The organism is Bartonella sp. B10834G3, assembly GCF_016102505.1.
Classification (GTDB): Bacteria; Pseudomonadota; Alphaproteobacteria; order Rhizobiales; family Rhizobiaceae; genus Bartonella; species Bartonella choladocola.
On record NZ_JACFOM010000001.1, the window covers coordinates 899,594 to 926,236 of the forward strand.

The 26,643-nt window shown below is 44.9% G+C and carries 26 protein-coding genes; 10 read left to right on the forward strand and 16 right to left on the reverse strand.

The genetic code is table 11. From position 1 onward, the window contains the following. The first annotated feature begins 41 nt into the window (after positions 1-41). Together H3S94_RS03875 and H3S94_RS03880 are read left to right on the forward strand one after the other, a co-directional pair. Positions 42-725 carry a response regulator transcription factor gene (locus H3S94_RS03875; protein WP_077990245.1) on the forward strand — a complete coding sequence of 228 codons (684 nt, stop codon included), beginning with the start codon at positions 42-44 and terminating at the stop codon, positions 723-725. A gap of 112 nt (positions 726-837) precedes the next feature. Then, entirely contained in the window at positions 838-1,293 is a 456-nt protein-coding gene (locus H3S94_RS03880) for a Crp/Fnr family transcriptional regulator (RefSeq protein ID WP_198230413.1), read from the forward strand. 311 nt (positions 1,294-1,604) lie between these two features. Here the strand turns inward: H3S94_RS03880 and H3S94_RS03885 are convergent, their stop codons facing one another. Then, positions 1,605-2,372: a class I SAM-dependent methyltransferase gene (locus H3S94_RS03885; protein WP_198240326.1), complete on the reverse strand. Its 768-nt coding sequence runs from the start codon at positions 2,370-2,372 to the stop codon at positions 1,605-1,607. Between the two features lie 17 nt (positions 2,373-2,389). Then, positions 2,390-2,719 carry a hypothetical protein gene (locus H3S94_RS03890; protein ID WP_246786400.1) on the reverse strand — a complete coding sequence of 110 codons (330 nt, stop codon included), beginning with the start codon at positions 2,717-2,719 and terminating at the stop codon, positions 2,390-2,392. Between the two features lie 236 nt (positions 2,720-2,955). Here H3S94_RS03890 and H3S94_RS03895 point away from each other — a divergent pair, with 236 nt between their 5' ends. Continuing rightward, positions 2,956-3,912, forward strand: coding sequence for an aldo/keto reductase (locus H3S94_RS03895; protein WP_198240490.1), 957 nt, complete (start codon positions 2,956-2,958; stop codon positions 3,910-3,912). A 246-nt stretch (positions 3,913-4,158) separates the two neighbouring features. Then, complete coding sequence (gene cysK, locus H3S94_RS03900) at positions 4,159-5,130, forward strand: cysteine synthase A (RefSeq protein WP_077990236.1); 972 nt, start codon at positions 4,159-4,161, stop codon at positions 5,128-5,130. Positions 5,131-5,141: 11 nt separating this feature from the next. Here cysK and H3S94_RS03905 read toward each other — a convergent pair whose 3' ends face one another. The 6 genes from H3S94_RS03905 to argH all read right to left on the reverse strand — a co-directional run bounded on the left by H3S94_RS03905 (position 5,142) and on the right by argH (position 12,079). Further along, complete coding sequence (locus H3S94_RS03905; protein WP_198240327.1) at positions 5,142-5,384, reverse strand: hypothetical protein; 243 nt, start codon at positions 5,382-5,384, stop codon at positions 5,142-5,144. 110 nt (positions 5,385-5,494) lie between these two features. Next, entirely contained in the window at positions 5,495-5,878 is a 384-nt protein-coding gene (locus H3S94_RS03910; RefSeq protein WP_077990232.1) for a DUF305 domain-containing protein, read from the reverse strand. A gap of 667 nt (positions 5,879-6,545) precedes the next feature. After that, a complete protein-coding gene (locus tag H3S94_RS03915; RefSeq protein WP_198240328.1) occupies positions 6,546-8,984 on the reverse strand; it encodes a TIGR02302 family protein in 2,439 nt (812 codons plus the stop codon). A gap of 116 nt (positions 8,985-9,100) precedes the next feature. Then, positions 9,101-10,375: a diaminopimelate decarboxylase gene (lysA, locus tag H3S94_RS03920; RefSeq protein ID WP_198240329.1), complete on the reverse strand. Its 1,275-nt coding sequence runs from the start codon at positions 10,373-10,375 to the stop codon at positions 9,101-9,103. Then, positions 10,376-10,564: a lipoprotein gene (locus H3S94_RS03925; RefSeq protein WP_077990227.1), complete on the reverse strand. Its 189-nt coding sequence runs from the start codon at positions 10,562-10,564 to the stop codon at positions 10,376-10,378. A gap of 114 nt (positions 10,565-10,678) precedes the next feature. Next, positions 10,679-12,079 (reverse strand): argininosuccinate lyase, encoded by a 1,401-nt coding sequence (argH, locus tag H3S94_RS03930; protein ID WP_077990226.1) that lies wholly within the window; start codon positions 12,077-12,079, stop codon positions 10,679-10,681. Positions 12,080-12,110: 31 nt separating this feature from the next. Between argH and H3S94_RS03935 the strand changes: the two genes are divergently transcribed. Further along, a complete protein-coding gene (locus H3S94_RS03935; protein WP_198240330.1) occupies positions 12,111-12,815 on the forward strand; it encodes a TlpA disulfide reductase family protein in 705 nt (234 codons plus the stop codon). 70 nt (positions 12,816-12,885) lie between these two features. Here H3S94_RS03935 and H3S94_RS03940 read toward each other — a convergent pair whose 3' ends face one another. Together H3S94_RS03940 and H3S94_RS03945 are read right to left on the reverse strand one after the other, a co-directional pair. After that, a complete protein-coding gene (locus H3S94_RS03940) occupies positions 12,886-13,383 on the reverse strand; it encodes a YaiI/YqxD family protein (protein ID WP_198240331.1) in 498 nt (165 codons plus the stop codon). Next, on the reverse strand, positions 13,349-14,296 hold the full coding sequence (locus H3S94_RS03945) for a YihY/virulence factor BrkB family protein (RefSeq protein WP_198240332.1): 948 nt from the start codon (positions 14,294-14,296) through the stop codon (positions 13,349-13,351). The genes H3S94_RS03940 and H3S94_RS03945 overlap by 35 nt, the downstream gene beginning before the upstream one ends. A 221-nt stretch (positions 14,297-14,517) precedes the next feature. Here H3S94_RS03945 and H3S94_RS03950 point away from each other — a divergent pair, with 221 nt between their 5' ends. Together H3S94_RS03950 and H3S94_RS03955 are read left to right on the forward strand one after the other, a co-directional pair. Then, positions 14,518-15,078: a cob(I)yrinic acid a,c-diamide adenosyltransferase gene (locus tag H3S94_RS03950; protein ID WP_198240333.1), complete on the forward strand. Its 561-nt coding sequence runs from the start codon at positions 14,518-14,520 to the stop codon at positions 15,076-15,078. 15 nt (positions 15,079-15,093) lie between these two features. Further along, positions 15,094-15,966, forward strand: a complete 873-nt coding sequence (locus H3S94_RS03955) for a 3-hydroxybutyryl-CoA dehydrogenase (protein ID WP_077990220.1) — start codon at positions 15,094-15,096, stop codon at positions 15,964-15,966. Between the two features lie 454 nt (positions 15,967-16,420). On the opposite strand, the gene H3S94_RS03960 is transcribed toward H3S94_RS03955, so the two are convergent. Continuing rightward, positions 16,421-17,428 (reverse strand): D-glycerate dehydrogenase, encoded by a 1,008-nt coding sequence (locus tag H3S94_RS03960; RefSeq protein ID WP_198240334.1) that lies wholly within the window; start codon positions 17,426-17,428, stop codon positions 16,421-16,423. 148 nt (positions 17,429-17,576) lie between these two features. On the opposite strand from H3S94_RS03960, the gene H3S94_RS03965 reads away from it, so the two are divergent. Further along, positions 17,577-18,158 (forward strand): SH3 domain-containing protein, encoded by a 582-nt coding sequence (locus H3S94_RS03965; protein WP_369805690.1) that lies wholly within the window; start codon positions 17,577-17,579, stop codon positions 18,156-18,158. A gap of 683 nt (positions 18,159-18,841) precedes the next feature. On the opposite strand, the gene H3S94_RS03970 is transcribed toward H3S94_RS03965, so the two are convergent. Beyond that, complete coding sequence (locus H3S94_RS03970; protein WP_198240335.1) at positions 18,842-19,528, reverse strand: fumarylacetoacetate hydrolase family protein; 687 nt, start codon at positions 19,526-19,528, stop codon at positions 18,842-18,844. 184 nt (positions 19,529-19,712) lie between these two features. Then, entirely contained in the window at positions 19,713-20,354 is a 642-nt protein-coding gene (locus H3S94_RS03975; RefSeq protein ID WP_198230864.1) for a LysE family translocator, read from the reverse strand. A gap of 184 nt (positions 20,355-20,538) precedes the next feature. Here H3S94_RS03975 and H3S94_RS03980 point away from each other — a divergent pair, with 184 nt between their 5' ends. Next, a complete protein-coding gene (locus H3S94_RS03980; protein ID WP_077990216.1) occupies positions 20,539-21,759 on the forward strand; it encodes an argininosuccinate synthase in 1,221 nt (406 codons plus the stop codon). Positions 21,760-22,019: 260 nt separating this feature from the next. Then, a complete protein-coding gene (locus H3S94_RS03985) occupies positions 22,020-22,217 on the forward strand; it encodes a DUF2892 domain-containing protein (protein WP_198240336.1) in 198 nt (65 codons plus the stop codon). A gap of 49 nt (positions 22,218-22,266) precedes the next feature. On the opposite strand, the gene H3S94_RS03990 is transcribed toward H3S94_RS03985, so the two are convergent. The 3 genes from H3S94_RS03990 to polA all read right to left on the reverse strand — a co-directional run bounded on the left by H3S94_RS03990 (position 22,267) and on the right by polA (position 26,353). After that, positions 22,267-22,845 carry a hypothetical protein gene (locus tag H3S94_RS03990; protein ID WP_198240337.1) on the reverse strand — a complete coding sequence of 193 codons (579 nt, stop codon included), beginning with the start codon at positions 22,843-22,845 and terminating at the stop codon, positions 22,267-22,269. 270 nt (positions 22,846-23,115) lie between these two features. Beyond that, a complete protein-coding gene (locus tag H3S94_RS03995) occupies positions 23,116-23,268 on the reverse strand; it encodes a hypothetical protein (RefSeq protein WP_188318054.1) in 153 nt (50 codons plus the stop codon). A gap of 121 nt (positions 23,269-23,389) precedes the next feature. Then, complete coding sequence (gene polA, locus H3S94_RS04000) at positions 23,390-26,353, reverse strand: DNA polymerase I (RefSeq protein WP_369805691.1); 2,964 nt, start codon at positions 26,351-26,353, stop codon at positions 23,390-23,392. Between the last annotated feature and the right edge of the window lie 290 nt (positions 26,354-26,643).

Genomic DNA, 26,643 nt, shown 5'->3' on the forward strand with positions numbered 1-26,643 from the left:
TATTACATAACGCGTGAAAGCGTTTTTTATAAGGACTGAAAATGACCGATCGCACCCTTTTGATTGTAGATGATGACGAGGATCTGCGCTCTATTCTGGTAGAGCAACTACAAATGCATGAAGAATTCAATGTTCTTCAGGAAAGTACGGCTGCAAAGGGTCTCGAAACCGCCAGAAACGAGAATGTAGACCTGATTATTATGGATATTGGTCTGCCTGATCTCGACGGGCGTGAAGCGGTAAAAAAATTGCGTCAGGAAGGATTCCGTGCACCTATCATCATGTTGACCGGCCATGATACCGATTCGGATACCATTCTCGGCCTTGAAGCCGGTGCTAATGATTATGTAACAAAACCTTTCCGTTTTGCAGTTCTTCTTGCCCGCATTCGCGCCCAGTTGCGCCAACATGAACAAAGCGAAGACGCAACATTTCAAGTGGGGCCTTACACTTTCAAACCGGGGCAAAAGCTGCTTATCGACGATAAGGGAAGCAAAATACGGCTAACTGAAAAAGAAGCTGCCATTATCAAATTCCTCTATCGTGCCGGTGACAATGTTGTAAGCCGTGACACGCTTCTGGAAGAGGTGTGGGGATATAATTCGGGTGTAACAACGCATACGTTGGAAACCCATGTTTATCGCCTCCGGCAAAAAATCGAAAAAGATCCCGCAAATGCGCAGATATTGATAACTGATAGCGGTGGCTATAGATTAAATCCGTAACGTTTTGGCAAAATAGACATATAACTTTATTTGCCAAAACCGGCACTTACGAAACGTGACGCAATGAATTGGCCGAAATAAATCGTCAATTCATAAAAATAGGGAGTTTTCGTTGGCGATTACCGACGACATTGCTTTATTGGAAAAATTCGATTTTTTCAGCAAAATGACGACTGAACAATTGCGTTTGTTGATTTTTGGAGCAGAACGAAAGGAATTTGCCACCGGAGAGATTATTTTCACAGAAGGACAGCCCGCTGAAAGCGCCTATGTCGTTCTTTCCGGAACGGTCAATCTTTATCGGCAAAATAGCCAACCCAACCAGCCAATTGACATCATCAACAAAAATGCCCTGCTTAACGAGCTTGCTTTAATCACGAAAGTCAATCGGCCGTTCACCGCAATAGCGCAAAGCAATACGAAAACACTGAAAATAAATCGTATCGTATTCCTGAAGCTGATAAGTGAATTTCCTGAAATTACCCAACATATATATGACTATGTAAGCGAGCGTATGCGCGAGCTTGCAAGCAATATCAACCATCTCACCGATTTGAAAAAAAACTGAACAGAGTTGTTGCTATTATCCTGTTTGTTTCCCCGTTCATTTCTTCTCTTGCTTTTCAACGAACTCTATATAATCCCCGAAAAAATAATCCCTGAAAAAGCCACCCCCGAACAGTTTACGGCCTTTTTCTATCAAATCGACGGGGCTTTGCTTATTGACCATTTTGGCCGCCGCCCCTGATTTTCAAAAGTTCAAGCTTTTAATCTGCCGAATGTCACAAAAGTAGCGGCGTAAAAAGTCGAGGATTATATGGGAAAACAAAATCAATCCGGTTTTAATGAACCCATTTTGCAGTGACGCACTCGAATGGCTCAGTTGGCTGAATCATTCCGTATAATATCGGCAGCACGAAATGATTTGCGATTGGTGATTTGCGGAGATAAAGCCGGTACAAATACCCGACGTGACTGGCGACGATGAACCAACAATCCCTGAAATAAGCGTTTTTGAGCCTCGCAAACAATAATACCGCCAAAATAAGGAAAAAAGCTCCGCGCCAGAGGCTCGTAAACCGCAGAAAAACCGCGTGCCAAAGCACCACCGGAAGGTGAAAAATAAAGTGCTTCACCGATTTTGACGACGCTGAAATTGGTTTCATGCAATAATTGTAACAATTGTTGGCGGCTATAAGGTTGGCCACTGCCAAAAGGCGTATGGTCATTGCGCGCCCAGAGGCCCCGCCGGTTGGGTACAACAATAATGATACGGCCATTCGGAGCAAGCACACGCCACATTTCGCTAAGCATTTCACGTGCATTTTCAGCAAATTCCAGCGAATGAATCAAAATAATGCGGTCAACTGCGGAATCCGATAACGGCAAATCTTCTTCAAATACCAATGCGGTTGCGACTTTGTCTGCAGATGGCCAGACACATGCCCCTTGATGGGCAGGCATGAAAGCAAAACATCTTTCAGCGCGATCTTTCAATTGTTCGAGATAGGGCGTTACATATCCGAGTCCCAGAACCCGTTCACCGGCGACATCACAATTTTTTAAGGCGAGCTTGTTTGTAATGGTCGAAAAAACTTTTTCACCAAGCGCTGTCTGATAAAAGGATCTGAATGTCAGTATATCCAAATAGGATCCTTATTCTCTCATTGTATATCGGCCGTTGCAGAAACCGGCGCCTGTGACTGGACCGGTTGTGCGGACTGCACATTCCTATCCCAACAACCAAGATTTTTTCCCCGCAAATTATGTGCATCAATATCAACAAGTGCACGTTGGTCGTCTTTCATCATATAATAACGCGTTCTCGTCTTTACATTGATTTTTTGCCAACCGGCACATTCTGTCGGCAATTCCACCTTCTGGGTCGTAATTTTTTCAGTCCATGCAGTCGCTTGGGTAGCACATCCCGTAAGCATCAGAAAACATGGCAGAAATAATGTTTTGGCTGATATAAAACGATTCAAACTGGCCATGAATTATAATCCATTCATTCGATATTCGTGCATTGTCCGAAAAATGACAATAACAAACTTTTCCTTCAAAATAAAAATATTCGTTAATTTACGGTTAAAATCTGACAAAAGCATGAAATTATCAAAACCCTGTGAGACGCTTTCCCCTGAGTGGAAAAGTGGTTAGGCTCGAACAATCACTTTTGCCAATAGACAATACGTTTCTTGCCGACAGAGAACCGTTGAAAGGACACTCCATGAAATATCGTGCTTTGGGTAATACCGGTTTCAATATTGTACCTCTGGTTTTCGGGTGCAATGTCTTCGGCTGGACGCTGGACGAAAAACAATCCTTTAAAATGCTTGATGCGATTTCGGAAAGCGGACTTAATGCGATTGATACAGCCGATGCCTATTCAACATGGGTTGAAGGAAATAAAGGGGGAGAGTCCGAAACCATTATCGGCAACTGGTTGAAACGAAATCCTTCAAAACGGGATAAATTCTATATATTCACCAAAGTCGGCTCGGATATGGGGGGCGCCGGACACAAAGGTCTTTCTGCGCGCTGGATCGAACAGGCTGTCGAGGATTCCCTTCGTCGTTTGCATGTCGAATTTATTGATCTTTATCAATCGCACTGGTTTGACCCGGAAACCCCTTTTGAAGAAACACTGGAAGCTTATAGCAAATTGCTGAAAGCGGGAAAAATTCGCGCAATTGGCTGTTCCAACATAACGGCAGAACAGCTTGAACAAGCAATGATTGTCGCTAAAAATAACAATCTCCCCTCTTATCAAACTCTCCAGCCCGAATATAATTTGTATGATCGCAACACATTCGAGGGGCCGCTTGCCGATACTGCTCGAAAATATGGGCTCGGAGTCATTACCTATTATAGTCTCGCTTCAGGATTCCTTTCCGGTAAATATCGCTCGAAAGAAGATCTTGCCGGTCATAAACGTGGTTCAAGAGTTGAACAATATTTGAACCCCCGCGGAATGCGGATTTTGGACGCTCTTGATACAATCAGTGAAAAGCATAACGCCAAACAGGCTGAAATTGCCCTTGCCTGGCTTATCGCCAAACCGGCAGTAACCGCACCAATTGCCAGCGCTACCAAGATTGACCAGCTTTCCAGTCTTGTGAAAGCAGTGACAATCAATCTGAACAATGAAGATATTGAAATACTCGATCAGGCAAGCCGCTATTAATAGCTTCAATTCATGAACCGGAAAGTATGAGGAAGTTCTTGCAGCAAGCACGAACTTCCTTTTTATTCGGTATGCGTTTTCACAAATTATGTTCGCATTAGAAAAAAATTTTATTTTTTTGATGTGAACAATATTTTTTAGCTATATCATTCTAAATTTTGGCTTTATCCTGATAATCTAGAATTGCCGCAGCCATTCCGGCGGTTTGCGGATTTGTCATCTTAAATATCTTCAGGGAGATCGGTCATGACGGATAAACATTCGGAGAAAAAAGGGCGCGGCATCATTTATAATTCTGTTTTGGATACGATCGGAAACACGCCGCTCGTCCGCATAGACCATTTTGCCAAAAATAAAGGCGTAAAAGCCAACCTTCTGGCAAAGCTCGAATTTTTCAATCCTTTGGCAAGTGTCAAGGATCGTATTGGTTTGGCTTTGATTGAATCATTGGAAAAACAAGGAAAAGCTAAACCCGGCAAAACAGTGCTGATAGAACCCACATCCGGCAATACCGGTATTGCGCTTGCTTTTGTTGCTGCTGCCAAAGGTTACAAGCTGATTTTGACAATGCCTGAAACCATGTCTGTCGAGAGACGTAAATTGCTGAAGTTTCTCGGCGCCGAACTGGTATTGACCGAAGGCGCAAAAGGAATGAAAGGTGCGATAGCCAAAGCCGAAGAGCTGGCCGCCGAAAATCCCGATGCTATTATTCCCCAACAGTTTGAAAATCCGGCAAATCCGGAAATTCACCGTCAGACCACAGCCGAGGAAATCTGGAACGACACCAATGGCAATGTCGATTTTCTGGTAGCCGGTTTCGGTACGGGCGGCACTATTACCGGAATTGGTGAAGTGATAAAAAAACGTAAGCCCGATTTTAAAATCGTTGCTGTAGAACCGAAAGATTCTCCGGTTTTATCGGGTGGACAACCTGGCCCACATAAAATCCAAGGCATCGGCGCGGGTTTTATACCGAAGATACTCAACACCGAAATAATTGACGAAGTTATTACCGTTTCAAGTGATGATGCTTTCAAGAATTCACGCGATCTTGCTCATCTGGAAGGAATTCCCGTCGGTATTTCGGCCGGTGCAGCATTGACTGCCGCTATCGAGGTGGGCAAACGTCCGGAAAACGAGGGAAAGAACATCGTTATCATTATTCCCGATTTTGCAGAAAGATATTTGTCTACCCTGCTTTTTGAAGGTCTGGATTAATCATCTGAAAGTCAAATTTCCCGTGCCGACTTCAGGCGGCGTCGACCGTTAACAGTACCATCATGATGGGCAATGAATGAGTTCGGCGAAGAAGTGGAAATAACGCGATTAGCCGTCCGGGCACGTCTCGGACGGATTTCTCTTCCACTTTCCCTCACACGTGGAGGATAACTCAAACCCGTTTCATCGGCCTCAAAAAAACCTGTTTCATCGGTCTCAAAACTTGACAAAAAATCGCTGTCATCAATTTCCATGATAATTACCCTTCATGATCGAGAAAGCTGAATAGACGACCCCAATGAAACTAAGCCTCTTCAGCAACGGGCTTATTCATGTAAAAAGATGTATAAAATGTCTGGAAAACTTATTGGCTGTCGTGTTTTTTGAGCCAATCCTGCATTTCAGTGATTTCTTTTTGCTGTGCAGAGATAATTGTTTCGGCCAATTTTCTGGCTTCCGGATCCTTGCCGTATTGCAATTCGACTTCCGCCATGTCGACAGCCCCTTTATGGTGGGCCAGCATCATTTTGATAAAATCGACATCAGCATTGCCGCTCATTTTGACCGACATATTCTTCATCATGGATTCATTAACTTTATCCAAAGCCGTTGAAGATGCAGACAAAGTTTGAGAAACAGCCGATGCTGCCCCTTGTGCTTTATCAACGATATTCTGATTTACATTTTGCGCTGCCGAATAACCGATAGAAGCACAAGAAATACATAAGGCTGCAATAATTTTTTTCATATCTCATTCCTTTTCACAGTCGATATAACGTGTTAAATTCAATATAGTTCCATGAATAAAGAATAAAATTTATCTAAATCATTATTTCTTACAAAAAAACTAATTTTATTTCGTTTTTTGTAACAACTGCGTGACCGGCTAAATGCTTCAACTCAATGGATAGAAACAGACTGTCCAAGAAAGTGTTAGAGAAAATTATATATCAATAATAACAATAGGTTATAATAATTATGCAATTATCAATTAAAATTTTTCGCGCTCCGACAACGCTAATCCGGCCGCTTTGAATAGAATAAAAGCCTACCTTTTTCCGATTTATTAAACGAGAAAAGAATCCCGAATTTTCACAATCCGGCTAATATTTATTTAAAAATACTTATACTACACTTGATAATAATGAACACAAAAGACGGGTTTTATTATACTGATAAATGTCGATAACCGGGTGCCGGAAGACGATACATCCGAGATGACATATAGCCATTTGCACTAAAGAGGCAATTTCCATTAGCGAGCCAATTTTCGTTATCGGCGCAATTTCCATTATTGATGGAGCAAAAGAAAGTTTCAGACTCTCCGGCCTGTAAAAGCGGCAGCAATTCCGGCATTCAAAAAACAAACTGCCGACAGACAATCTGCCGGAATATTGACGTCGTCATTATCAATATCAATCGAACTTCAACAATCGTTCGAGATATTCTTTCTCGCTATCGGGTAGTGCAGATTGACCTAATTTTTTGCGGATTTCATCGAGGATGCGGCGTGCACGTTGCATATCGCTTTCTTGCGGAATACCATTTTTTTCTGTCTGATGGCCTGCCGAGCCGAGTTTGCGCCCAAGTGGATCTTTTGAAAGCCCATCGCCATTTTTACCATCATTGCCATTTTTTTTCATGGCTTCCTGCATTTCTTTCATCAGCTTGCTTGCGCCATCACGCATTGCATCCAATGCTTTTGACTGTTGGTCTGCCGAGCCGCCGGCATCTCCCTGCTGAAGGGCTTGACCGGATTTATCCATTTTATTTTCGGCATCCTTCAGGCCTTGCCCCGATTTCAAGCCTTTATCAGTTAAATCCTTATCGAATTTTTTTAATTCCTGCTGGAGTTCGTCTTGCCGTTTTTTCAAATCATCAAGATCTTTTCGATATTCTTCAGGAGTCTTTTCTCCGCGCTCGCGTTCGTCCTCAAGTTTATGGGTGTCGTTTAAAGTCTCTTGCTGCTTGCGCATCAAATCGCCAAGCTTGTCAAGCTGCTTTTGCATTTCGCTTGTTTGGCTTCCCTCTTCCCCCGATCCGCCACGACTTACTTGAAGATTATCCATGAGTTGCTCAAGTTCGTTCAAAAGCTGTTCAGCGGCTGTGTGGTTGCCCAATTTTGCCGTATCTTCAAGTTGTTTCAGTTTTTCGGCAAGTTCATCAGGTGAAAGATTTTGTGCCTTTTCGGAAGGCTTTTGGCCAAGGCCATCGTTTTGTTGCTGTTCGGCAAGTGCGGCAATATAGTCATTCATCGCCTGACGCAAAGCCTCTGTCAAACGTTCGATTTCTTCAGGCGAAGCGCCATTTCTCAAAGCGTCACGCAATGCCGCTTCGGCTGCTTTCAAGTTTTTTTCAGCCTGATTGACATTGTCTCCCTCGATACCGATGGCTGTCTGCCACATAAAATCGGCTACATTTTTCAGATCTTCATCGGTTTCTGCCAGACGAAGTCGTGTCCATATGCTACGCAATGCCAAATAATGGGTATAATTATTGATTGTTTCTTCCGGCCGCAACGTTAAAGCCGACAACATATCAAGAACCCGATCGCGCGAAAGTGTATTAAGAGCCAGCAGGCGACGTTGTTCAACCACGGCTCGCGCAAGCGGATTGCCGAAATTTCTTTGCGGCAATGTGATAGTTCGGGTTTCACTTCTTCCCTGATGACCGGCACCATCTTCTGCAACCAGTGTCATATGCACTTCCGAACCTGCCCAAGGATGGATACTGACATCTTGCACTGTACGCGCATCCCCTTTTCCGCCACGCGGAATCAGCAATTTTATATCAGGCGCATCATAAAGAGGAAGTCCGGTTTCCTTAACAGACGATGTCGGGGTGATTTCTACGTAAGCTTTCTCGACACCATAATCATCATCAAGTGCATAATTGAGTTCCAGCGATCCGTTGAGAATGCGCCCCGGTTCCTTGGTCAGTCTGATTGTCGGTGCACGATCAACCACAACATCAAAATTCCAGTTCTTTTCATAATGGCGGGTTTTTAATGTCAATTCACTCGACGAGAGCAAAATTGTCTCGAATGTCCGGCTATTGGTTTTGGTCGTATCATGCTCTTCAAGAGCGCCAATATTTTCTGTCTTTCCGGTTTGTTTATCATGCAATTTCAATGTTGCGTCGCCACCATCAACCAACCGGATAGTCACTTTGCTTCCTTCCGGAATTTTTGCGCCCTGAAGGTTGCTTTCGGTGAGATAAAGAGGTGCTTTACCGGTATAGGCTGGCGGGGTAACCCAGGCATCTACCCGCATTCTAGACAAATTGACCGGCCGCGAAAAATCAAAAAGATCAGCAATCCTTCCGCCTGACGTGCCTGAAGAATAGGCAAAAGCTGTTACTGTGAACAACACCACCAGCGCCCGCAATGCCAGGGGGTCAGACCGAGTCATACCGGTTTCGGGAACGCCTGTTTTCAGGTTTTGCAGCTCACCGGCCATACGGCGTTGATGTTCGGCCCAAAGAGCTTTGGCAAAAGCATTGTTGTCATCATTGACCGGCTTATCATACAGCGTTTCGAGTGGCCGGTTTTTCAGGCCGCTTGCCTGTTCAATCCGGCGGTCGATGTCGTGTCGCGAAGGAAAATGGAAACCGGATATAAAAAGCAGCGAACCGATTGCTATAAAAAGCAATGCCCAAAGCACGATCACATGTGGCCAATAGGAAAGATAGTTGAAAAGGCCGAACCATGTGAGTGACAGCAACATCAACAAGACGAGAACGCATGTAATGACACGTGGCCACAGGCACTCGAATGTCAGAACACACCAAGCGGCAGCTCTTGCTCTGGCAAGTGCCGATAACCGGAACCGGAAAGGGTGTTCATGATTGAGCAAAATTTATGTTCTTTCCTTCGCGTTGATTTTGCATATCATAACAATGAAACCGGCAAAGGAGAATCCCTTTGCCAGAATGTTCGGCCGATTTTACCTGAAAACCGGCCGTTTCGACATCAGGAATTTTCTACCCATTCAGGGACACGATCGAATTCTATCAGCTCTTCATATGAAATACGCGGGCGAATAATATCAAAACGACTATCACTCACCAACACTTCCGGTACCAACAGCCGTGTATTATAGGTGCTTGCCATAACGGCACCATAAGCCCCTGCGCTACAGACCGCCAGCAGGTCACCGGCTTTTGGCGAAGGAAGAAACCTCCCAAGCCCCATATAGTCACCCGTTTCGCAAACCGGACCGACAATATCGGCCATCATCGGCTTATCACTCTGCTTTGGCTCTTTTACAGGCACAATGTCGTGCCATGCATCATATAATGTCGGTCGGATAAGATCATTCATCCCGGCATCGACAATAACGAAATTTTTTCCGGCTCCATGTTTTATATAGATGATGGATGTAACCAGAATGCCCGCATTACCGATGATATTACGACCCGGTTCCATAATGATCTCGACATTAAGAGGCGCAAAATGTTTTTTGACAACATTTGCATATTCGGCAGGGGAAGGTGGAGGCGTATTATCATTGCGAAAAACAATGCCAAGCCCGCCGCCGACATCAACATGGCGAATATCGTGCCCCTCGTCGCGCAGGACATGAACAAAATCGGCAACGAGTGAAAAAGCATCCTCAAAGGGCTGCAAATCGCAAATCTGGCTGCCGATGTGAACATCCACTCCATGGACATCAAGACCGGGGAGTTTTGCTGCCTGTTCGTAAACGTCACGTGCTACTGCAATAGGAATGCCGAATTTGTTTTCAGACTTTCCGGTTGCTATTTTTCGATGTGTTTTGGCATCAACATTGGGATTGATGCGCAAAGACACGCGTGCCTTTTTACCCAGTGCAACAGCACGCGCGGATAATTGCTGCAATTCCGGTTCTGATTCGGCATTGAAACAATGAATATCATGACCAAGAGCAAAGTCGATTTCTTCAACGGTTTTGCCAACACCAGAATAGACTATCTTGTCGGCAGGAATACCGGCTTTGAGCGCGCGTCGCATTTCTCCGCCCGATACAACATCTGCACCGGCGCCTTGTTTTGCAAGCAGGCTTAAAACTGCCTGATTGGAATTGGCTTTCAGTGCAAAGGCGACAAGTGCATCGGTGTCGGCAAAAGCATGACGATACTGCTCGAACTGGTTCACAATGGCTGTTGCCGAATAGCAATAAAACGGGGTTGGAATTTTTTTTGCTATATCGGCAATTGCTACATTTTCTGCATGTAGAAAGCCATTACGATATTGAAAAAGCTGCATTTAGTGCCTCTGCTTAATCAATGGATCAAGAATAAACGGTTTTTCTACTTTCGGTTTTTGAACCATTTTGCCGTTAGAGTCCTCAATCATCGTGGACGGCGGCGGTTCAAGCGGACCTTTACGCCCGCAACCGGCCAAAGCCACGCCACAGATTGTGACAATCATCAAACCGGCCAGAGTTTTTTTCATGATCGCGTCTCTTTCCAAAAAGCTTGTCCCATTCAAAAATAGCAAGCGTTATGCTCGTTGCGAACTATTTCAAATCTATTCCTATTCAATCTATTCTTTGTGTAGCGTTCAAATTCAGGCTTTGGCAAGGCGTTTTTTCCAATAGTCGATTTGGCGACGCACTTCTTGTGGGGCGGTACCACCATAACTTTTGCGACTTTGAACCGACTTTTCAACACTCAAGACATCAAAAACATCTTCTGTAATATCAGGGTAAACAGTTTTCAAATCTTCCAAGGTAAGATCGGAAAGATTACATTTTTTCTTTTCTGCCAGAGCGACCGCGTGACCGGTAATATGATGCGCTTCACGAAATGGCAGACCCAATTTTCTAACAAGCCAGTCAGCAAGATCGGTTGCAGTCGAATAACCCGAACCGGCAGCTTTTTTCATAACGTCGCGGTTGATCTCGAGATCGCCAATCATACCTGCCATTGCAGCAAGCGATAGTTCCAACGATTGGGCGGCATCAAAAACCTGTTCTTTGTCTTCCTGCATATCTTTTGAATAGGCAAGCGGCAGACCTTTCATAATGGTCAACAAAGCAATCAGTGACCCGTTGATCCGTCCGGTCTTTGCGCGAACAAGTTCTGCCGCATCCGGATTTTTCTTTTGTGGCATAATGGATGAACCGGTCGAAAAAGAATCAGGCAAATGGATAAAGTTGAATTGTGCCGTTGACCAGATAACAATCTCTTCGGCAAGGCGCGAAAGATGGGTGGCGCATATGGCGGTTGCACTTAAAAATTCGAGTGCAAAATCACGGTCGGACACACTGTCGATCGAATTTCTTGTCGGCTCCCTGAAACCCAAAGCCTTTGCAGTCATGAAACGATCGGTGGGAAAGCTCGTACCGGCAAGGGCGGCTGCTCCCAAAGGTGATTCGTTCATCCTTTCACGTGCATCATGCATACGCGACAAATCGCGGCCGAACATTTCAACATAGGCCATTAAATGATGGCCAAGAGTAATCGGCTGGGCAACCTGCAAATGCGTAAAGCCCGGCATAAGTGTTTCAACTTCCTGATCGGCACGACCAAGCAATGTTTCAATCAGATGTCTGATAGACTGTATTGTTTTATCGGTTTCTTCCCTGACCCAGAGCCGGAAATCCAAAGCGACCTGATCGTTTCTCGAACGGGCCGTGTGAAGCCTTCCGGCAGCCGAACCAATCAATTCGGCTAGGCGGGCTTCAATATTCATATGAATATCTTCAAGTTTGCGCGAAAAGACAAATTTGCCGCTCTCGATTTCGGCGAGAATGGTTTTCAAGCCTTTTTCGATCTCGTCATAATCGGCAGCCGATATAATACCTTGAGCTGCCAACATAGCGGCGTGTGCCGACGAACCTTTAATATCTTCTTTATAGAGTTTTTTATCAAAACCGATCGAAGCGTTAATCTCTTCCATAATGGCCGCCGGTCCTGAGGCAAAACGACCACCCCACATCTGGTTGCTTGATCCACTGTTGTTCATATATGTTAGCCCCCATCGAAAGGAAGAAAAAATGGTTGCAAGAATTCTAGAAAAAGCAAAATTTTCCGGAACATTCCGGAAAATCATTGCCAAAACTACACTTGGTGCCCTGAGCATATACGCGATAATGATGGGGTCTGACAACCAAGTTTACTCTTTTCCTTCGCTGATTTCTGTTGCCCATGCCGAAGCCGCTTCCCCCTGCACCGGAAATGCCGGAAAAATTGATATGATTAAACAATCGGCAAACGGTTTTTTCAAAAATATGCGTTTTTCAGACGAACCTTATGATGCGCGCAAACTCGCCTTCAAAGATGAAGCCGGTAAAGATCACACATTGGCCGAATTTTCCGGCAAAACCCTACTTGTCAACCTCTGGGCAAGCTGGTGTGTACCCTGCCGCACCGAAATGCCTGAACTTGCCAATCTCAAACGTTCCATTCACAGTGATTCATTCGATGTCATGGCCATCAATATTGATAAAACAGCAAGCGACGAAAAAGTGAAAGACTTTTTGAAAAGCATAAAAGCCGACAATATTGTTTTCTATCGTGACCAATCCATGGATGTTTTTAATGAAGTGCGCAAACAGGGCTTGGCTGTGGGACTTCCCATTACCATGTTGATCGATAAAAATGGGTGTTTGCTCGGCTCTTATAACGGTTCGGCACCGTGGAGCAATGCCGATTCGGAAAAACTGATGAAAGCGGCAATGGAAGCCGATAAAAAAGACTGATTACCGGTTTTCCATCCAAAACAGCACCGAACACAATAATCAGTATATGAAATTGCCGGTTGGAAACCGGTCAAAGCCGGTTTTTGGTAAAATCGGTCTCATAGCCTTGACGTTTTTTGCGTTGCACAGCCAAATCAAGCGCGCCAAGAAATGCCGAGCGGTCACGGCCGGAAAACGGGCGCGGGCCACCGGTTACGACACCACTTTCCCGCAAATTTTCAAAGAGATTACGGGTGGCCAATGCCGCGCCTATTGTGGCCGCGTCAAAGAGCCGACCGGACGGGGAAATAGCCACTCCACCCTTTTTGACCACACGATCGGCCAATGGCACATCATTGGTAACAACAATACTGGCCTCGTCGGCCTGTTCTGCAATCCAGTCATCTGCCTTGTTGAGCCCTTTGTCGACAATAACAGCTTCAAGAAAATCCTCGTTCGGTATTCTCATGAAGCTGTTCGAGACGATAAACGTTTTGATATGATAACGTTCGGCTACACGATAGGCTTCTGCTTTCACAGGGCAGGCATCGCCATCAAGAAACAACTTTATTATCGGTTTGTCCGTCATTGTTTTGCTGTTTGAGCCCTTCTTCTTTTTCCTTGTTCTGTTCTATCGCGCGCACCAATTGGCCAGGCTGTTGCTGGCGGTTACGATAAAACATAATGGCTGCGTTGATTTCTCCACCGAGAATAAAAATGGCACTCAGCATATAAAGAAAGATGATTGCCACCATGATCGAGGCAAGCCCTGCATAAGTGGAAACATAATTGGCAAATGTCGCCAGATATTGTGCAAATAGCATGGAAGCCACAACCCACACCACCATGGTTACACCGATTCCGGGCAAAATATCGGCCAGTTTCCGCTTTCCGGCAGGAAGCCATTTATGGGCAATCAGCAGGCTAATCAACAAAACAACCACCGCAATGGCATAACGCCAGATGCGGATTGTGCCGACATATTGGGCAATCACCGGATAATCATGTTGAAGGATATTGATGACAAGCGGTGCCAGAACCAGAAGAAAACTGATAACCATCAGGCCGATCGTGCCGACAATCACAAAAAACAGGCTTTGAAACCGGCAGAAAAAGAGACTGCGTCTATCAACCACGCGATAGGCACGATTGAGCGCTGTTCGCAATGCTTCCACACCATTTGAGGCAAAATAGGCTGTTCCGATGACCGATATTGTCAACAGACCACCGCGCTGAATGGTCATGACATTGACGACTTCCTTGACAATCGGGCCTGCGATAGCATCCGGCAACATTTTCAAAAGCGCATTCACGCTTTGCTGGGTATAGGCACGTGCTCCGATAAAACTTGCAAGCGATGTTGCAAAAATCAGAAAAGGAAACAGCGCCATCAAACCGGACAAAGCTATATGACTGGCAAAAGCGCTGCCAGAATCACGGAAATAGTGGCTGACAGCGTTATATAAAATGCGCCAACAAAAGCGTAAGGGTCTCAGCGTCAAATCAATGTCTTTCCCGTTAATGAACCCGCACCTAACGGGCAAAACGCACAGACTACCGTATAAAATTATTTTAATTGAGAACGCAATCTATACAAGCATTACAATGAGCATTTCAATGTTTTCCCGTCATTTGATAACGTCACATAAGTTTCATGGACATTGGGACGACAAAAGCTATCTATATTTTCAAATAGAAAATGGCTTCTCAAGGAACTTAAAAAATGGTCAAAATCAATAAAATCTACACGCGTACCGGTGATGATGGTACAACCGGTCTTGTTAATGGTCCCAGACGCTCGAAAGCCGATTTACGCGTTGACGCTTATGGTTCGATAGATGAAACCAATGCAACAATAGGCCTTGCCCGTCTTGAAACCGTAAGCGATCTCGACAAAATGCTCGAAGAAATACAAAATGATCTTTTCGATCTTGGAGCTGATCTTGCAACCCCTGAACAAAGCGAAAATAAAGGCGATTTACGCGTTCTTTCTACCCAGACAAAACGGCTTGAAGATGAAATCGACAGATTGAATGAAAAACTCTCGCCCTTGAAATCATTTGTTCTGCCCGGCGGATCCAAAGCATCAGCCTATCTACACCTTGCCCGCACTGTTGCAAGACGTGCCGAACGCATCATTGTCGCATTGAGCGAGCAAGAAAATGTCAATAAAGATGTTCTAGGCTATATCAACCGGCTTTCGGATTTTCTGTTTGTCGCTGCCCGTTATGCTAATGATTGTGGCAAAAATGATGTATTATGGGTACCGGGAAAGAATCGCTAGAGGAGGAGCACGCGCATGATAAAGACGGTCGCTATTGTCGGAGCAGGGCAAATGGGTGGAGGAATTGCCCAAACTGTTGCGACTGCCGGTTTCGAGGTTCTTCTTTACGATATTTCTGCCGAACAGGTTGAAAAAGCAATTTCAACTATAAAATTCAATCTTGCCCATCTGGTCAAAGCCGGAAAAATGAATGAGCAAAGCCGCCTTGACACAATCAAAAGGCTTTCAACCCGACTGACTCTGGATGAATTGAAGGGAGCCGATCTTATCATTGAAGCTGCCAGCGAAGATGAAAATATAAAGCGGGATATTTTTATCGGACTGTGCGAGAACCTTTCACCTTCAACAATTCTTGCGACCAATACCTCTACCATTTCCATCACCCGTCTTGCTGCAACCACAAACCGTCCGGAAAAATTCATTGGCACGCATTTTATGAATCCGGTGCCACAAATGAAGCTTGTTGAAGTGGTGCGCGGCATTGCAACAAGCGAAGAGACCTACTCGACAATCTGCGATTTTGTCACTTCAATCGGAAAAACTTTTACCGTTACTGAAGACTTTCCGGCCTTTATCGTCAATCGTGTCTTGGTGCCGATGATTAACGAGGCAATTTACGCTCTTTATGAGGGCGTGGGGGATGTCAATGCTATTGATACAGCTTTGAAACTCGGTGCAAATCATCCGATGGGGCCATTGGAACTTGCCGATTTTATCGGACTCGATGTCTGTCTTGCTATTATGCATGTTTTGCATCAGGGATTGTCCGACACGAAATATCGCCCTTGCCCGTTATTGATAAAATATGTCGAAGCCGGCTGGTTGGGGCGCAAAAGCGGCCGCGGTTTTTATGACTATAGCGGTAAAACGCCTATTCCCACACGTTGAGCTTTTTCCGGAACTTTCCGGCTTAAAATGCTCTGAAGAAAAAAAATTGCAACAAACAGGCTTTGAAATTTGAACCCCTGCGGGTTTGATATTCATAAGTCCATCATCCGGCTTCAAAAAACAGTTCGGATCGATTGTTATTGGTTCGCGGTTAAAGTCTTGGCCTGTTAGGCGACAAAAAGCTGCAAGAATAATTTGGAAAGTCGCCTGTTAGCTTCGCTTTCCTCTTTTTTCTTCTGCTTGAAGATATTTTTCTGCAAAACTTTATCAATGGATAATTTCAAATGAACGGCAAAAAAGCCGACATCTTAAAAAACGGATTACCGCCAACAATGTAAGCACGTGAAATTGCCCGACAGAAATCGGTTTCCTCAATCAGAACGGCGCTATTGGAGCGCTGTAAACAGCTATCCACACCGCTTTTGACAAAGGCAAAAGAATTTCCGTGAAAGAATCAGCTACGCAATTTTTCGGGTATGATACGATCAGGTGGACGGTGATGATCGATAAAAGCTTTGATATTGATGATAACTTTTTCACCCATATTGATCCGGCTTTCAACTGTTGCAGATGCCATATGCGGTAAAAGCACAACTTTGCCCAGATGCGCCAATTTTGCCAAAGCCGGACTGAAGGCCGGTTCTTTTTCAAATACATCAAGTCCTGCACCTGCAAGTTTGCCACTTTCAATCTGCCGCGCAAGTGCATTTTCATCAATAATTTCGCCACGGGCTGTGTTGACGATATAGGCTGTATCTTGCATTGAAGCGAGCCTTTCTTCCGAAAGGAGATGATAGGTCATTTCGGTAAGCGGGCAATTGATCGAAACAATATCCATTGTTTTCAACATTTCATCGAGATCGGCCCAATAGGTCGCTTCAAGTTGTTCTTCGATTTTTTCGCTCACGCGGGAGCGATTATGATAGTGGATCGAAAGACCGAACGCTTTGGCTCGGCGTGCAACGGCTGTGCCTATACGACCGAGACCAATAATGCCGAGCTTTTTTCCGTAGATACGTCGTCCCAACATCCAGTCAGGAGACCAACCCGGCCAGACGCCGTTTTCACTCAGCACATTGGCTCCCTCGACAAGGCGACGTGGCACTGCCAGTATAAGCGCCATTGCCATATCGGCTGTATCTTCTGTTTGAACATTCGGGGTGTTGGTCACAAGAATGCCGCGGCCGGTCGCCGCATTAATGTCGATATTATCAACACCGTTGCCAAAATTGGCAATCATTTTAAGATTATTTCCTGCCTGATCGATAAGGTCCTTGTCAATAACATCAGAAATGGTCGGAACCAGAACATCCGCGCGTTTGACCGCAGCAACCAGCTCTTGTCGAGACATTGGCCGATCCTGTTTGACGACTTCTGTATCAAAAAGCTCGCACATACGCTTTTCAACCTGATCCGGAAGTTTGCGTGTCAAAATGACCAATGGTAATTTTTTCCCCTGCATAGAAATCCTCGAAATATTTCCAGTGTTTTGCCCGAATGTTGAGACCTCTTTAACCACCGATGTGCCATAGGATCATCAGACTGTCTTGAGTCTGATCTGTTATAGCAGAAAAGAAATCAAAGAACATATGAGAAGAAAGGCATGCACAGTGGACAGTTTCGACAAGTTCCGTTTTTCAACCATCGCGAAAATGCTCGTCTATTCCGCGTTGACGGTCTTTTCTACATTATCTCTTTCCGCTGTAAGCTGTGCACAGGAAGAAACCACTCAGGAAACTCCCGCCAATGTGGGGCCTAGCGGTTTACCATTGCCGCGTTTTGTTTCTATCAAACCGGCACGGGTCAATGTGCGCGTTGGTCCCGGACGCAATTATACGGTTGTGTTTTCTTATCAAAAACAAGGATTGCCTGTGGAAATCACGCAGGAATACGATCAATGGCGGAAAATTCGCGACTCGGATGGTGATGAAGGTTGGGTCTACCAGTCCCTTTTATCGGGTCATCGCACAGCCATGATAACGCCTTGGCAAAAAGATAAATCCAAACTTGCCCCCATGCGTCAGGAACCGAGTGAAAACGCACCGCTTGCTGCCGAACTTGAACCCGGTGTCATTGGCACTATTCATAAATGCGACGGAAAATGGTGCGAGCTCAACATAAACCATACGCGTGGCTATGTAGCTCAGGATCAACTTTGGGGTGCTTACCCTGGCGAAAAAGTCAAAGATTGACATGTTTACCCACATAACCGGAATTGAAATTGCTTTCACCGGTTTTATCCCGTGGAGAAATTGATAGGCTTTCAAGCGGTTTCGGGAAAAAATTTACGCACATCTTGTCCAAAAACCGTTTCACACTTTTTGGGATGTCGCTTTTAAAGTGCACACACATCTTATCCAAAAACCGTTTCACACTTTTTGGGATGTCGCTTTAAAGTGCACGCACATCTTGTCCAAAAACCGTTTCACACTTTTTGGGATGTCGCTTTTAAAGTGCACGCACATCTTATCCAAAAACCGTTTCACACTTTTTGGGATGTCGCTTTTAAAGTGCACACACATCTTGTCCAAAAACCGTTTCACACTTTTCGGGATGTCGCTTTTAAAGTGCACGCACATCTTATCCAAAAACCGTTTCACACTTTTTGGGATGTCGCTTTTAAAGTGCACACACATCTTATCCAAAAACCGTTTCACACTTTTTGGGATGTCGCTTTTAAAGTGCACACACATCTTGTCCAAAAACCGTTTCACACTTTTCGGGATGTCGCTTTTAAGTGCACGCACATCTTGTCCAAAAACCGTTTCACACTTTTTGGGATGTCGCTTTTAAGTGCACGCACATCTTATCCAAAAACCGTTTCACACTTTTTGGGATGTGCGTGTGGCGATGTGCGTGTGAAAACCTTATCACCTCAGACAACCTTCACCACCAGATCATCCAGTCCATCAATATGGCCTACCAATTCATCACCTTTTTGCACCGGCCCCACGCCCGCCGGCGTTCCCGTCATGATAATATCTCCCGCCCGCAACACGAATAATTGCGACAAATAGGCAATCATTTCAGGAATTTTCCAGATCATCTCGTTCAGATTGCCCGACTGGCGACCTTTACCGTTCACCGAAAGGGTTATCGAACCTTCGTTCATGTCTTTGGTTTGTGATTTTTCAATCAAATGAGAACAGGGAGCCGAATGTTCAAAAGCCTTTGCGGTTTCCCATGAGCGCCCCGCTTTTTTAAGTTCGGCCTGCAAATCACGTCGCGTCATATCAAGGCCGACAGCAAAACCGAATACGCAATCGTCTGCCTCTTTCGTTGTCAGATTTTGTCCACCTTTTTGAAGAGCAACAACAAGCTCTATCTCATGTTCAACATCATGACTTTTCGGCGGATAGGGGAAAACACCGTCAAATACCAGATTATCGGGATTTTTCTGGAAAAAGAACGGCGCTTCCTTTGACGGGTCATGACCCATTTCTATCGCATGATTTGCATAATTGCGACCAACGCAATAAATTCTGTGAACCGGAAAACATTTACTGCTCCCTTTGATCGGAATGCCGACAATTGCAGGGGGAGTAAATATGAAATCACTCATTTCTTTATCCTCTCGTTTGAAAGAAATTTTCGGAAACTTTCGGAAACTTTCAAGACCGGAAAATCCGGATGACCGGCTTTTATGAAAAATCGGACTTTATAAAGTTTTTAACCGTTTTTCCGAATACAAATTTTTGCAATTTTCAAATTTATAGCCATTTTTCCCGACGGGATGAAGTCGATATTTATTTAACTTCGGTCACGATCAGACGGACAGCAAAAGCTGTAAAAATTCCGGCCATTAAAAAGTCAAGTATTCTTACAAAATGCGGGTTTTCTTTTAAGGCTTTGGCAAATTTGTCGGCAGCCAATACCATCGAAACCGTGAAGGGAAGGGAGATGGGAATGAAAGAAGCTCCGAGAAAAAATATCTTTCCGGGCGCATGCGGGTCGAGCGCATCAACAAATTGCGGCAAAAAGGTCAAATTAAAAAGAAGCACTTTCGGATTTAGAAGATTGATCGCAAGACCCGTAAGGTAATTCCGTCTCACACTGAGCTTCTTCTGCTTTTTTCCGTCGACCAAAAAATTCGACCGGTTCAAAAGCGCTTGTAGCGCAAGCCATAAGAGATAGACGGAACCGGCCACTTTGAGGATAAAAAAGGCCATTGGCGAGGCTATTATCAACGCCGATAGGCCGACAGAGACCGCAAAAACCTGAATGATAATGCCGGTTGTACAACCGGCAATGCAAGCAAGGCCTGCCGCTTTTCCCTGCGATATGGCACGGCCGACAAAAAGCGCCATATCGGGACCCGGAATGAGCGTCAAAATGATTGCTGCACCGGCAAATTCCAAAAACACATGGGCGTCAGGCAAGAAAGACATGGTCATGATCTCTCGTTAATCATCTTTGTCTTATTGTTTTATCAAACCATTTCAATCTGTTTTTATAAGTTTTATGTAAGAAAAAATTTTTGATTGCTTGCATGGTTGCTATCTCCTGATAAAACAGCTCATATCAATTCAATCGGGTCAATCAATTGGGGCCATTAATTATCGGACAGAAAAAATGGAAAAGTGGAAAGACGTTAAAAAAGTTGTACTGGCCTATTCAGGCGGCCTTGATACTTCAATCATATTGAAATGGTTGCAAACCGAACTCGGTGCTGAAGTTATCACCTTCACAGCCGATCTGGGGCAGGGCGAAGAGCTTGAGCCGGCACGCCGCAAAGCCGAAATGCTCGGTGCCAAACAGATTTTTATGGAAGATTTGCGCGAAGAATTTGTTCGCGATTTCGTATTTCCGATGTTTCGCGCCAATGCGGTTTATGAAGGTGTCTACCTTCTTGGAACATCAATTGCCCGCCCGCTCATTTCAAAACATCTGATTGAAATTGCCGAAAAAACCGGTGCCGATGCTATTGCCCACGGTGCGACAGGTAAGGGCAACGATCAGGTTCGTTTTGAATTATCGGCTTATGCTTTGAACCCTGATATAAAAATCATTGCTCCATGGCGGGACTGGAATTTCAAGAGCCGTACAGAGCTTCTGGATTTTGCACAAAAACACCAGATTCCTGTGACCAAAGATAAACAGGGTGAAGCACCATTTTCGGTTGATGCGAATTTGCTGCACTCGTCTTCAGAAGGTAAAGTGTTGGAAGACCCGTCACTTCCGGCTCCCGAATATGTGCATTTACGCACTGTCTCGCCTGAAACCGCACCTGATAAACCGACGATTATCACCATCGGCTTCAAGAATGGCGACGCCGTTTCAATCAATGGCAAACAAATGTCGCCGGCAACTTTGCTGACCGAACTCAATAAATATGGTCACGATAACGGTATCGGCCGTGTTGATCTGGTTGAAAACCGCTTTGTCGGTATGAAATCACGTGGTGTTTATGAAACGCCGGGCGGTACAATCCTGCTTGCAGCCCACCGCGCAATTGAATCGATCACGCTTGATCGCGGTGCAGCTCATTTGAAAGACGAGTTGATGCCGCGTTATGCAGAGTTGATTTACAACGGCTTCTGGTTTTCTCCCGAACGCAAAATGTTGCAGGCTGCAATAGATCTGTCGCAGGAAAATGTTGAAGGGGAAGTCAAGCTGAAACTCTATAAGGGCAATGTCATTATTGAAGGTCGCAAGAGTGACAAATCGCTTTATTCGAGTTCACTCGTTACATTTGAAGATGACCACGGCGCCTATGACCAGAAAGATGCTGCAGGCTTCATCAAATTGAATGCTCTGCGCCTTCGCACCCTTGCTGCACGTGATCGCAAATAAGCATTTTTATCCATATTTTACAAAAGCTCCGGAATGAATCTTCCGGAGCTTTTTATTGCCTTTTGTCATCTCCAAATCTAACCTGAATTTGGAAAGTTACGTCGTTAAAAGATTTCTCAAAAACAACAAAAATACCGATCATCAGGTGCTTTTCGTCCCATGTGCCAAGGTGAAAGACCCCGAATTGCCGGCTAAAGGATTGTTTTTTCCCTTATGCAGGACTAAATCCAAAACAGAAATAAATTGGAAAGGCTCCTTGGATGAAACAAAATCTTGGTAGCGTTGATCGCATTATCCGTATTATTATCGGTGTTGTTCTGCTTTCTCTTATTTTCATTCTTGATAGTGGCGCGCGCTGGTTTTGTTTAATCGGCCTTATTCCGCTTATCACTGCAATTATCGGTTTTTGTCCGCTTTATAAAATATTCGGCCTATCAAGCTGCCCTTTGAAACACTGATAAAACGATTCGCCGCTTTGGTGTACATTGACCCAAAAACTTCAGTCCGTTAGCGGGTTCCCATGAATAGTAATTCGGGAATTTGGATGATGCTCGGATAAGTCACTAACATCATTCCGCCAGTAAAACTCAATACGAAAATAATTGTTGCGACGATGACACCGGTTGCACCATTCATAAAAGCCGGTGTTTCAATCGGGTTCCGGTTTATCGGCTTTTCGTCGCGGTCTTCCGGATCATCATCTAACGTGACAATGAATAAGCCGAGATTGAGAAGTGGTATGACCAGGAGCCAGGCAGCGCCTTTTTTACCGAATCCGTCCCGCGCACGGGAAACAGAAAGGTACATGGCGATATAACCAAACAGAAATGGCGGGATAGCTGCAAGCAAAACCAGAAATGCCAGTGGCAATGTGCCAATTAATCTGAACACTAGCAAATTGATTGCATAAGTTAATAAAACATAGCCCAAAAACGCAAAGGCAAGTATAAACATATAGGGGATGCGATAAAGCGTCTTCAGACTGATATTGGTAAAATAGGCGAGCACAGCTCCAAACAGAAACGAAAGCAGAAGTCCATCCAGTGAAAGAATAAAACCTTTAATAGAAAAAATGTAACTTAACATTTCTATTACTTCTTTCTGAAATTGCAGTTCGAGTAATTACAAAATTTCGTTGAATAATTCCGCCTTTTAAAAAACTTTTTTAAACGACCATACTTCTCTTTTCGGAGAATAGTATCGTTACCCGAACCGGGCTATATATATACCCCGATCGGGATTATATCTCAATCGGGATCGGGACGTGAACAACAATGCAATTATAAGATGAATGCCGATTGAAAAACACGTCGCTTTTAGCTGTTATTATTCTTTAAATATTGTTTTATCTGAATACTAGTGACGATCGACCGAAACGCCATTTTTATCAATTGTCAATTCAACGCCGGATGGTTTTTGCTGTTGTTTCTGTTGGTAAGTCTTATAACCCAAGCCTGCAACAACAACGATAAGAATGCCTATAATAAGAAAAAGGAAATTCCGGTTCATCAAATTGCTCCCTGTTCAAAGTAATAGGGAGCAATATGGAGCACTATTTTCTATTTCAAGGGCAGTATTACCCGGTATTCAATTCAGAATAACCGGAATAACACTTTCAGTATGGCTCATTTTAATGGGCTTCATCCCAATTTTTTGCTGCGCGCGCATCGACTTTCAGTGGTACTGTGAGAGACAATGCCGGCATAGTGGCATTTTCCATCACGTCTTTTACGAGAGCTATTGTTTTTTCAACCTCGTTCTCCGGCAACTCGAAAATCAGTTCATCATGAACTTGCAACAACATTTTTGCCGACAAGCCGGCTTCCTTCAGCGCGTCATCCATTTTTATCATGGCGCGACGGATAATATCGGCAGCAGCCCCCTGAATTGGTGCATTAATTGCCGCCCGCTCGTTAAATGCACGCATTTGCGCATTTTTTGAATTGATTTCCGGATAATGGATACGACGCCCGAAAATTGTTTCGACAAAACCATGTTCATGCGCATAGGCTTTGGTTTTTTCCATATAGTCCTTGATACCGGGGAAACGTTCAAAATAGGTGCGGATATATTGGGCTGCTTCCTCGCGCGGAATCGACAATTGATTGGCAAGACCGAAGGCAGAAATGCCATAGATAATCCCGAAATTGATCGCCTTGGCGCGACGGCGAACCTCCGGTGGCATACCCTCGATCGGCACACCGAACATTTCCGATGCCGTCATTGCATGAATATCAAGGCCATCTGCAAACGCTTTCTTCAGTGCTTTAATATCGGCGACATGGGCAAGAACACGCAATTCGATCTGGCTGTAATCGGCCGACAATAGCAAATTACCGGGACCGGCGATAAAAGCGGCACGAATTTTTCTTCCCTCTGTGGTGCGAACCGGAATATTTTGCAAATTCGGATCTGACGAGGCAAGCCGTCCGGTCGACGTTGCAGCCATTGAATAGTTTGTATGAACGCGCCCCGTATCAGGTAAAATATAATTCGGAAGAGCATCCGTATAAGTCGATTTCAATTTTGTTAGCTGGCGCCAATCAACAATCTTGCGGGGTAATTCATGGCCCTCGGCCGCCAGATCTTCAAGCACCTGAGCCGATGTTGACCATTGACCGGTTTTGGTTTTCGAGCCACCTGGCAAACCCATTTTGCCGAATAAAATTTCACCCAATTGTTTGGGCGAACCGATATTGAACTTTTCTCCCGCAAGTTGATAGATTTCGTCTTCCAAAGCGGCCGCCGATTGGGCAAGCTCGCCGGATAATCGTGACAATAATTGCCGATCGACCAGAACACCGCGTTCTTCCATGCGCGCAAGAACGGTCACCAATGGCCGCTCCAGACGCTCATAAACACGGGTAACACCGCGCGCGACAATTTGCGGTTTTAACACCCGCCAAAGTCGCAACGTAACATCGGCATCTTCGGCCGCATATTGTGTTGCCCGTTTCAAATCGACGGCTGCAAAACCCGTTGCCGTTTTTCCACTTCCGGCAACCTCTTTGAACGTAATCGGCTTATGTCCCAACCAACGCTCTGAAAGTGCGTCCATCCCGTGGGTCAAAGTTCCGGCATCCAGAACATAGGAAAGCAACATCGTATCGTCGAAAGACCGGATTGTGACCTGATATTGTCGCATTACCAGCCAATCATATTTCATATTTTGCGCAATTTTGAGAATTGCAGGATTTTCCAAGACCGGTTTCAATAAAGCGACCGCTTTTTGTGTATCAATTTGTCCCTTCAGGCGTCCGCCGCCCAGTAAATCATTGCTACCATCGACATGGTTAAGTGGCACATAGGCTGCTTCACCGGGATTAAGACCTATAGAAAAGCCGACAAGTTCCGCTTGCATCGGATCAAGTGAAGTCGTTTCGGTATCAAATGCAAAGAATCCCTGTTCCAAAGCCCGATCAAGCCACTGTTTCAGTTCGGCTTCGTCCGTTATGGTGTGATAAGCGGTGGTATCTATTTTTTCTGTGAGTGCTTCTTTTTTACGTTTTTCTGCAAGAAGCTGCGGGGTGTTTTCCTGTGCACCGTCAGAGCCGCTTTTTTGTTCTTGTTCAAGATTGCCACTCGCTTCCGGCGCTCCGCCGACATCCGAACCCACCTCAAGATCAGGACCGTGGGCACTCTTGCCCCATTCGACATCAAGATTGACCGGCTCGATCAAAGCTGCATCACAATTGGTCGCTTCTGCAACACGGCGCGTCAAAGAATTGAATTCCATTGCTTTCAAAAAGCCGATAAGGCGCGGCCCGTCGGTTGGTTCCAATAGAAGCCCATCAAGACCGATTTCAAGCGGGACATCGGTTTTCAATGTTACAAGTTGACGTGCCAATCTTGCCTGATCGGCAAATTCAATGATATTTTCACGACGTTTTTGTTGTTTGATGTCTCCGGCATGAGCCAAAAGCGTATCAAGATCGCCGAATTCATCAAGAAGCTGGGCTGCTGTTTTCGGGCCAATACCAGGAACCCCTGGAACATTATCGGTGGAATCGCCGGTAAGAGACTGCAAATCAATCATCTTTTCAGGCGGGACACCCCATTTTTCAATAACTTCTTTAATGCCGATCGGACGGTCTTTCATGCCGTCATACATCCCGACCTGTTGATTGACGAGTTGCATGAGATCCTTGTCGGAAGAAATGATTGTCGTTTTTGCACCACTTCGTGTAGCCGCAGAAGCATAGGTCGCGATAATATCGTCAGCCTCATAACCTTCTTTTTCAATGCAGGGTAGATTGAAAGCGCGGGTTGCCTGCCTGATAAGGCTGAATTGGGGAATAAGATCTTCAGGTGGAGTAGGGCGGTTCGCTTTATATTCGGGATATATCTTTTTACGGAACGTTTCCGATGAATAGTCAAAAATGACAGCAAAATGCGTCGGCACAACGCCAACTGCTGTATCACGCGCATCACACAGCAATTTCCAGAGCATATTGCAAAAACCCGCCAGTGCACCAACAGGCAAACCGTCTTTTTTCCGTGTTAATGGCGGCAAAGCGTGATAGGCGCGAAAAATATAGCTTGAACCGTCAACGAGAAAAAGGTGATCATTTTTGTGCATCGTCAATCCTGACATCGAATTTTGAAAACATTTTATAGTCTAAAAGCATATTGAACCAAAAAAGCCCATCGGCAAACGATAGAAAATGTGGAGCGCGCAAAATTTATCGTCAGGTCCTTATAGGTTCTTTTCACGCATTTGTTACAAAATGTTAATATAGTTGCCCTTGAAAAGCCATTTTTAAATTCTTTTATATGACCTATCGACACTGCGTCGATATGTCCGGTTGTCCGGCTTTGTCCCCCGCCGTTTACCGGATGCAACAGTCTACTTTCCCTCTCCGGACTGTTGATTGAAGTGCAGTA

What these genes read in the sequence shown, in the direction of transcription:
- lysA (WP_198240329.1), bottom strand. Translation starts at nt 10,375, where the DNA reads ATGCAGCTTTTTCAATATCGTAATGGCTTTCTACATGCAGAAAATGTA.
- cysK (WP_077990236.1), top strand. Translation starts at nt 4,159, where the DNA reads ATGACGGATAAACATTCGGAGAAAAAAGGGCGCGGCATCATTTATAAT.
- H3S94_RS03960 (WP_198240334.1), bottom strand. Translation starts at nt 17,428, where the DNA reads ATGCAGGGGAAAAAATTACCATTGGTCATTTTGACACGCAAACTTCCG.
- H3S94_RS03875 (WP_077990245.1), top strand. Translation starts at nt 42, where the DNA reads ATGACCGATCGCACCCTTTTGATTGTAGATGATGACGAGGATCTGCGC.
- H3S94_RS03940 (WP_198240331.1), bottom strand. Translation starts at nt 13,383, where the DNA reads ATGACGGACAAACCGATAATAAAGTTGTTTCTTGATGGCGATGCCTGC.
- H3S94_RS03980 (WP_077990216.1), top strand. Translation starts at nt 20,539, where the DNA reads ATGGAAAAGTGGAAAGACGTTAAAAAAGTTGTACTGGCCTATTCAGGC.
- H3S94_RS03990 (WP_198240337.1), bottom strand. Translation starts at nt 22,845, where the DNA reads ATGTTAAGTTACATTTTTTCTATTAAAGGTTTTATTCTTTCACTGGAT.
- H3S94_RS03950 (WP_198240333.1), top strand. Translation starts at nt 14,518, where the DNA reads ATGGTCAAAATCAATAAAATCTACACGCGTACCGGTGATGATGGTACA.
- H3S94_RS03925 (WP_077990227.1), bottom strand. Translation starts at nt 10,564, where the DNA reads ATGAAAAAAACTCTGGCCGGTTTGATGATTGTCACAATCTGTGGCGTG.
- H3S94_RS03985 (WP_198240336.1), top strand. Translation starts at nt 22,020, where the DNA reads ATGAAACAAAATCTTGGTAGCGTTGATCGCATTATCCGTATTATTATC.
- H3S94_RS03890 (WP_246786400.1), bottom strand. Translation starts at nt 2,719, where the DNA reads ATGGCCAGTTTGAATCGTTTTATATCAGCCAAAACATTATTTCTGCCA.
- H3S94_RS03905 (WP_198240327.1), bottom strand. Translation starts at nt 5,384, where the DNA reads ATGGAAATTGATGACAGCGATTTTTTGTCAAGTTTTGAGACCGATGAA.
- H3S94_RS03975 (WP_198230864.1), bottom strand. Translation starts at nt 20,354, where the DNA reads ATGTCTTTCTTGCCTGACGCCCATGTGTTTTTGGAATTTGCCGGTGCA.
- H3S94_RS03910 (WP_077990232.1), bottom strand. Translation starts at nt 5,878, where the DNA reads ATGAAAAAAATTATTGCAGCCTTATGTATTTCTTGTGCTTCTATCGGT.
- argH (WP_077990226.1), bottom strand. Translation starts at nt 12,079, where the DNA reads ATGAACAACAGTGGATCAAGCAACCAGATGTGGGGTGGTCGTTTTGCC.
- H3S94_RS03895 (WP_198240490.1), top strand. Translation starts at nt 2,956, where the DNA reads ATGAAATATCGTGCTTTGGGTAATACCGGTTTCAATATTGTACCTCTG.
- H3S94_RS03935 (WP_198240330.1), top strand. Translation starts at nt 12,111, where the DNA reads ATGGTTGCAAGAATTCTAGAAAAAGCAAAATTTTCCGGAACATTCCGG.
- H3S94_RS03995 (WP_188318054.1), bottom strand. Translation starts at nt 23,268, where the DNA reads ATGAACCGGAATTTCCTTTTTCTTATTATAGGCATTCTTATCGTTGTT.
- H3S94_RS03970 (WP_198240335.1), bottom strand. Translation starts at nt 19,528, where the DNA reads ATGAGTGATTTCATATTTACTCCCCCTGCAATTGTCGGCATTCCGATC.
- polA (WP_369805691.1), bottom strand. Translation starts at nt 26,353, where the DNA reads ATGTCAGGATTGACGATGCACAAAAATGATCACCTTTTTCTCGTTGAC.
- H3S94_RS03955 (WP_077990220.1), top strand. Translation starts at nt 15,094, where the DNA reads ATGATAAAGACGGTCGCTATTGTCGGAGCAGGGCAAATGGGTGGAGGA.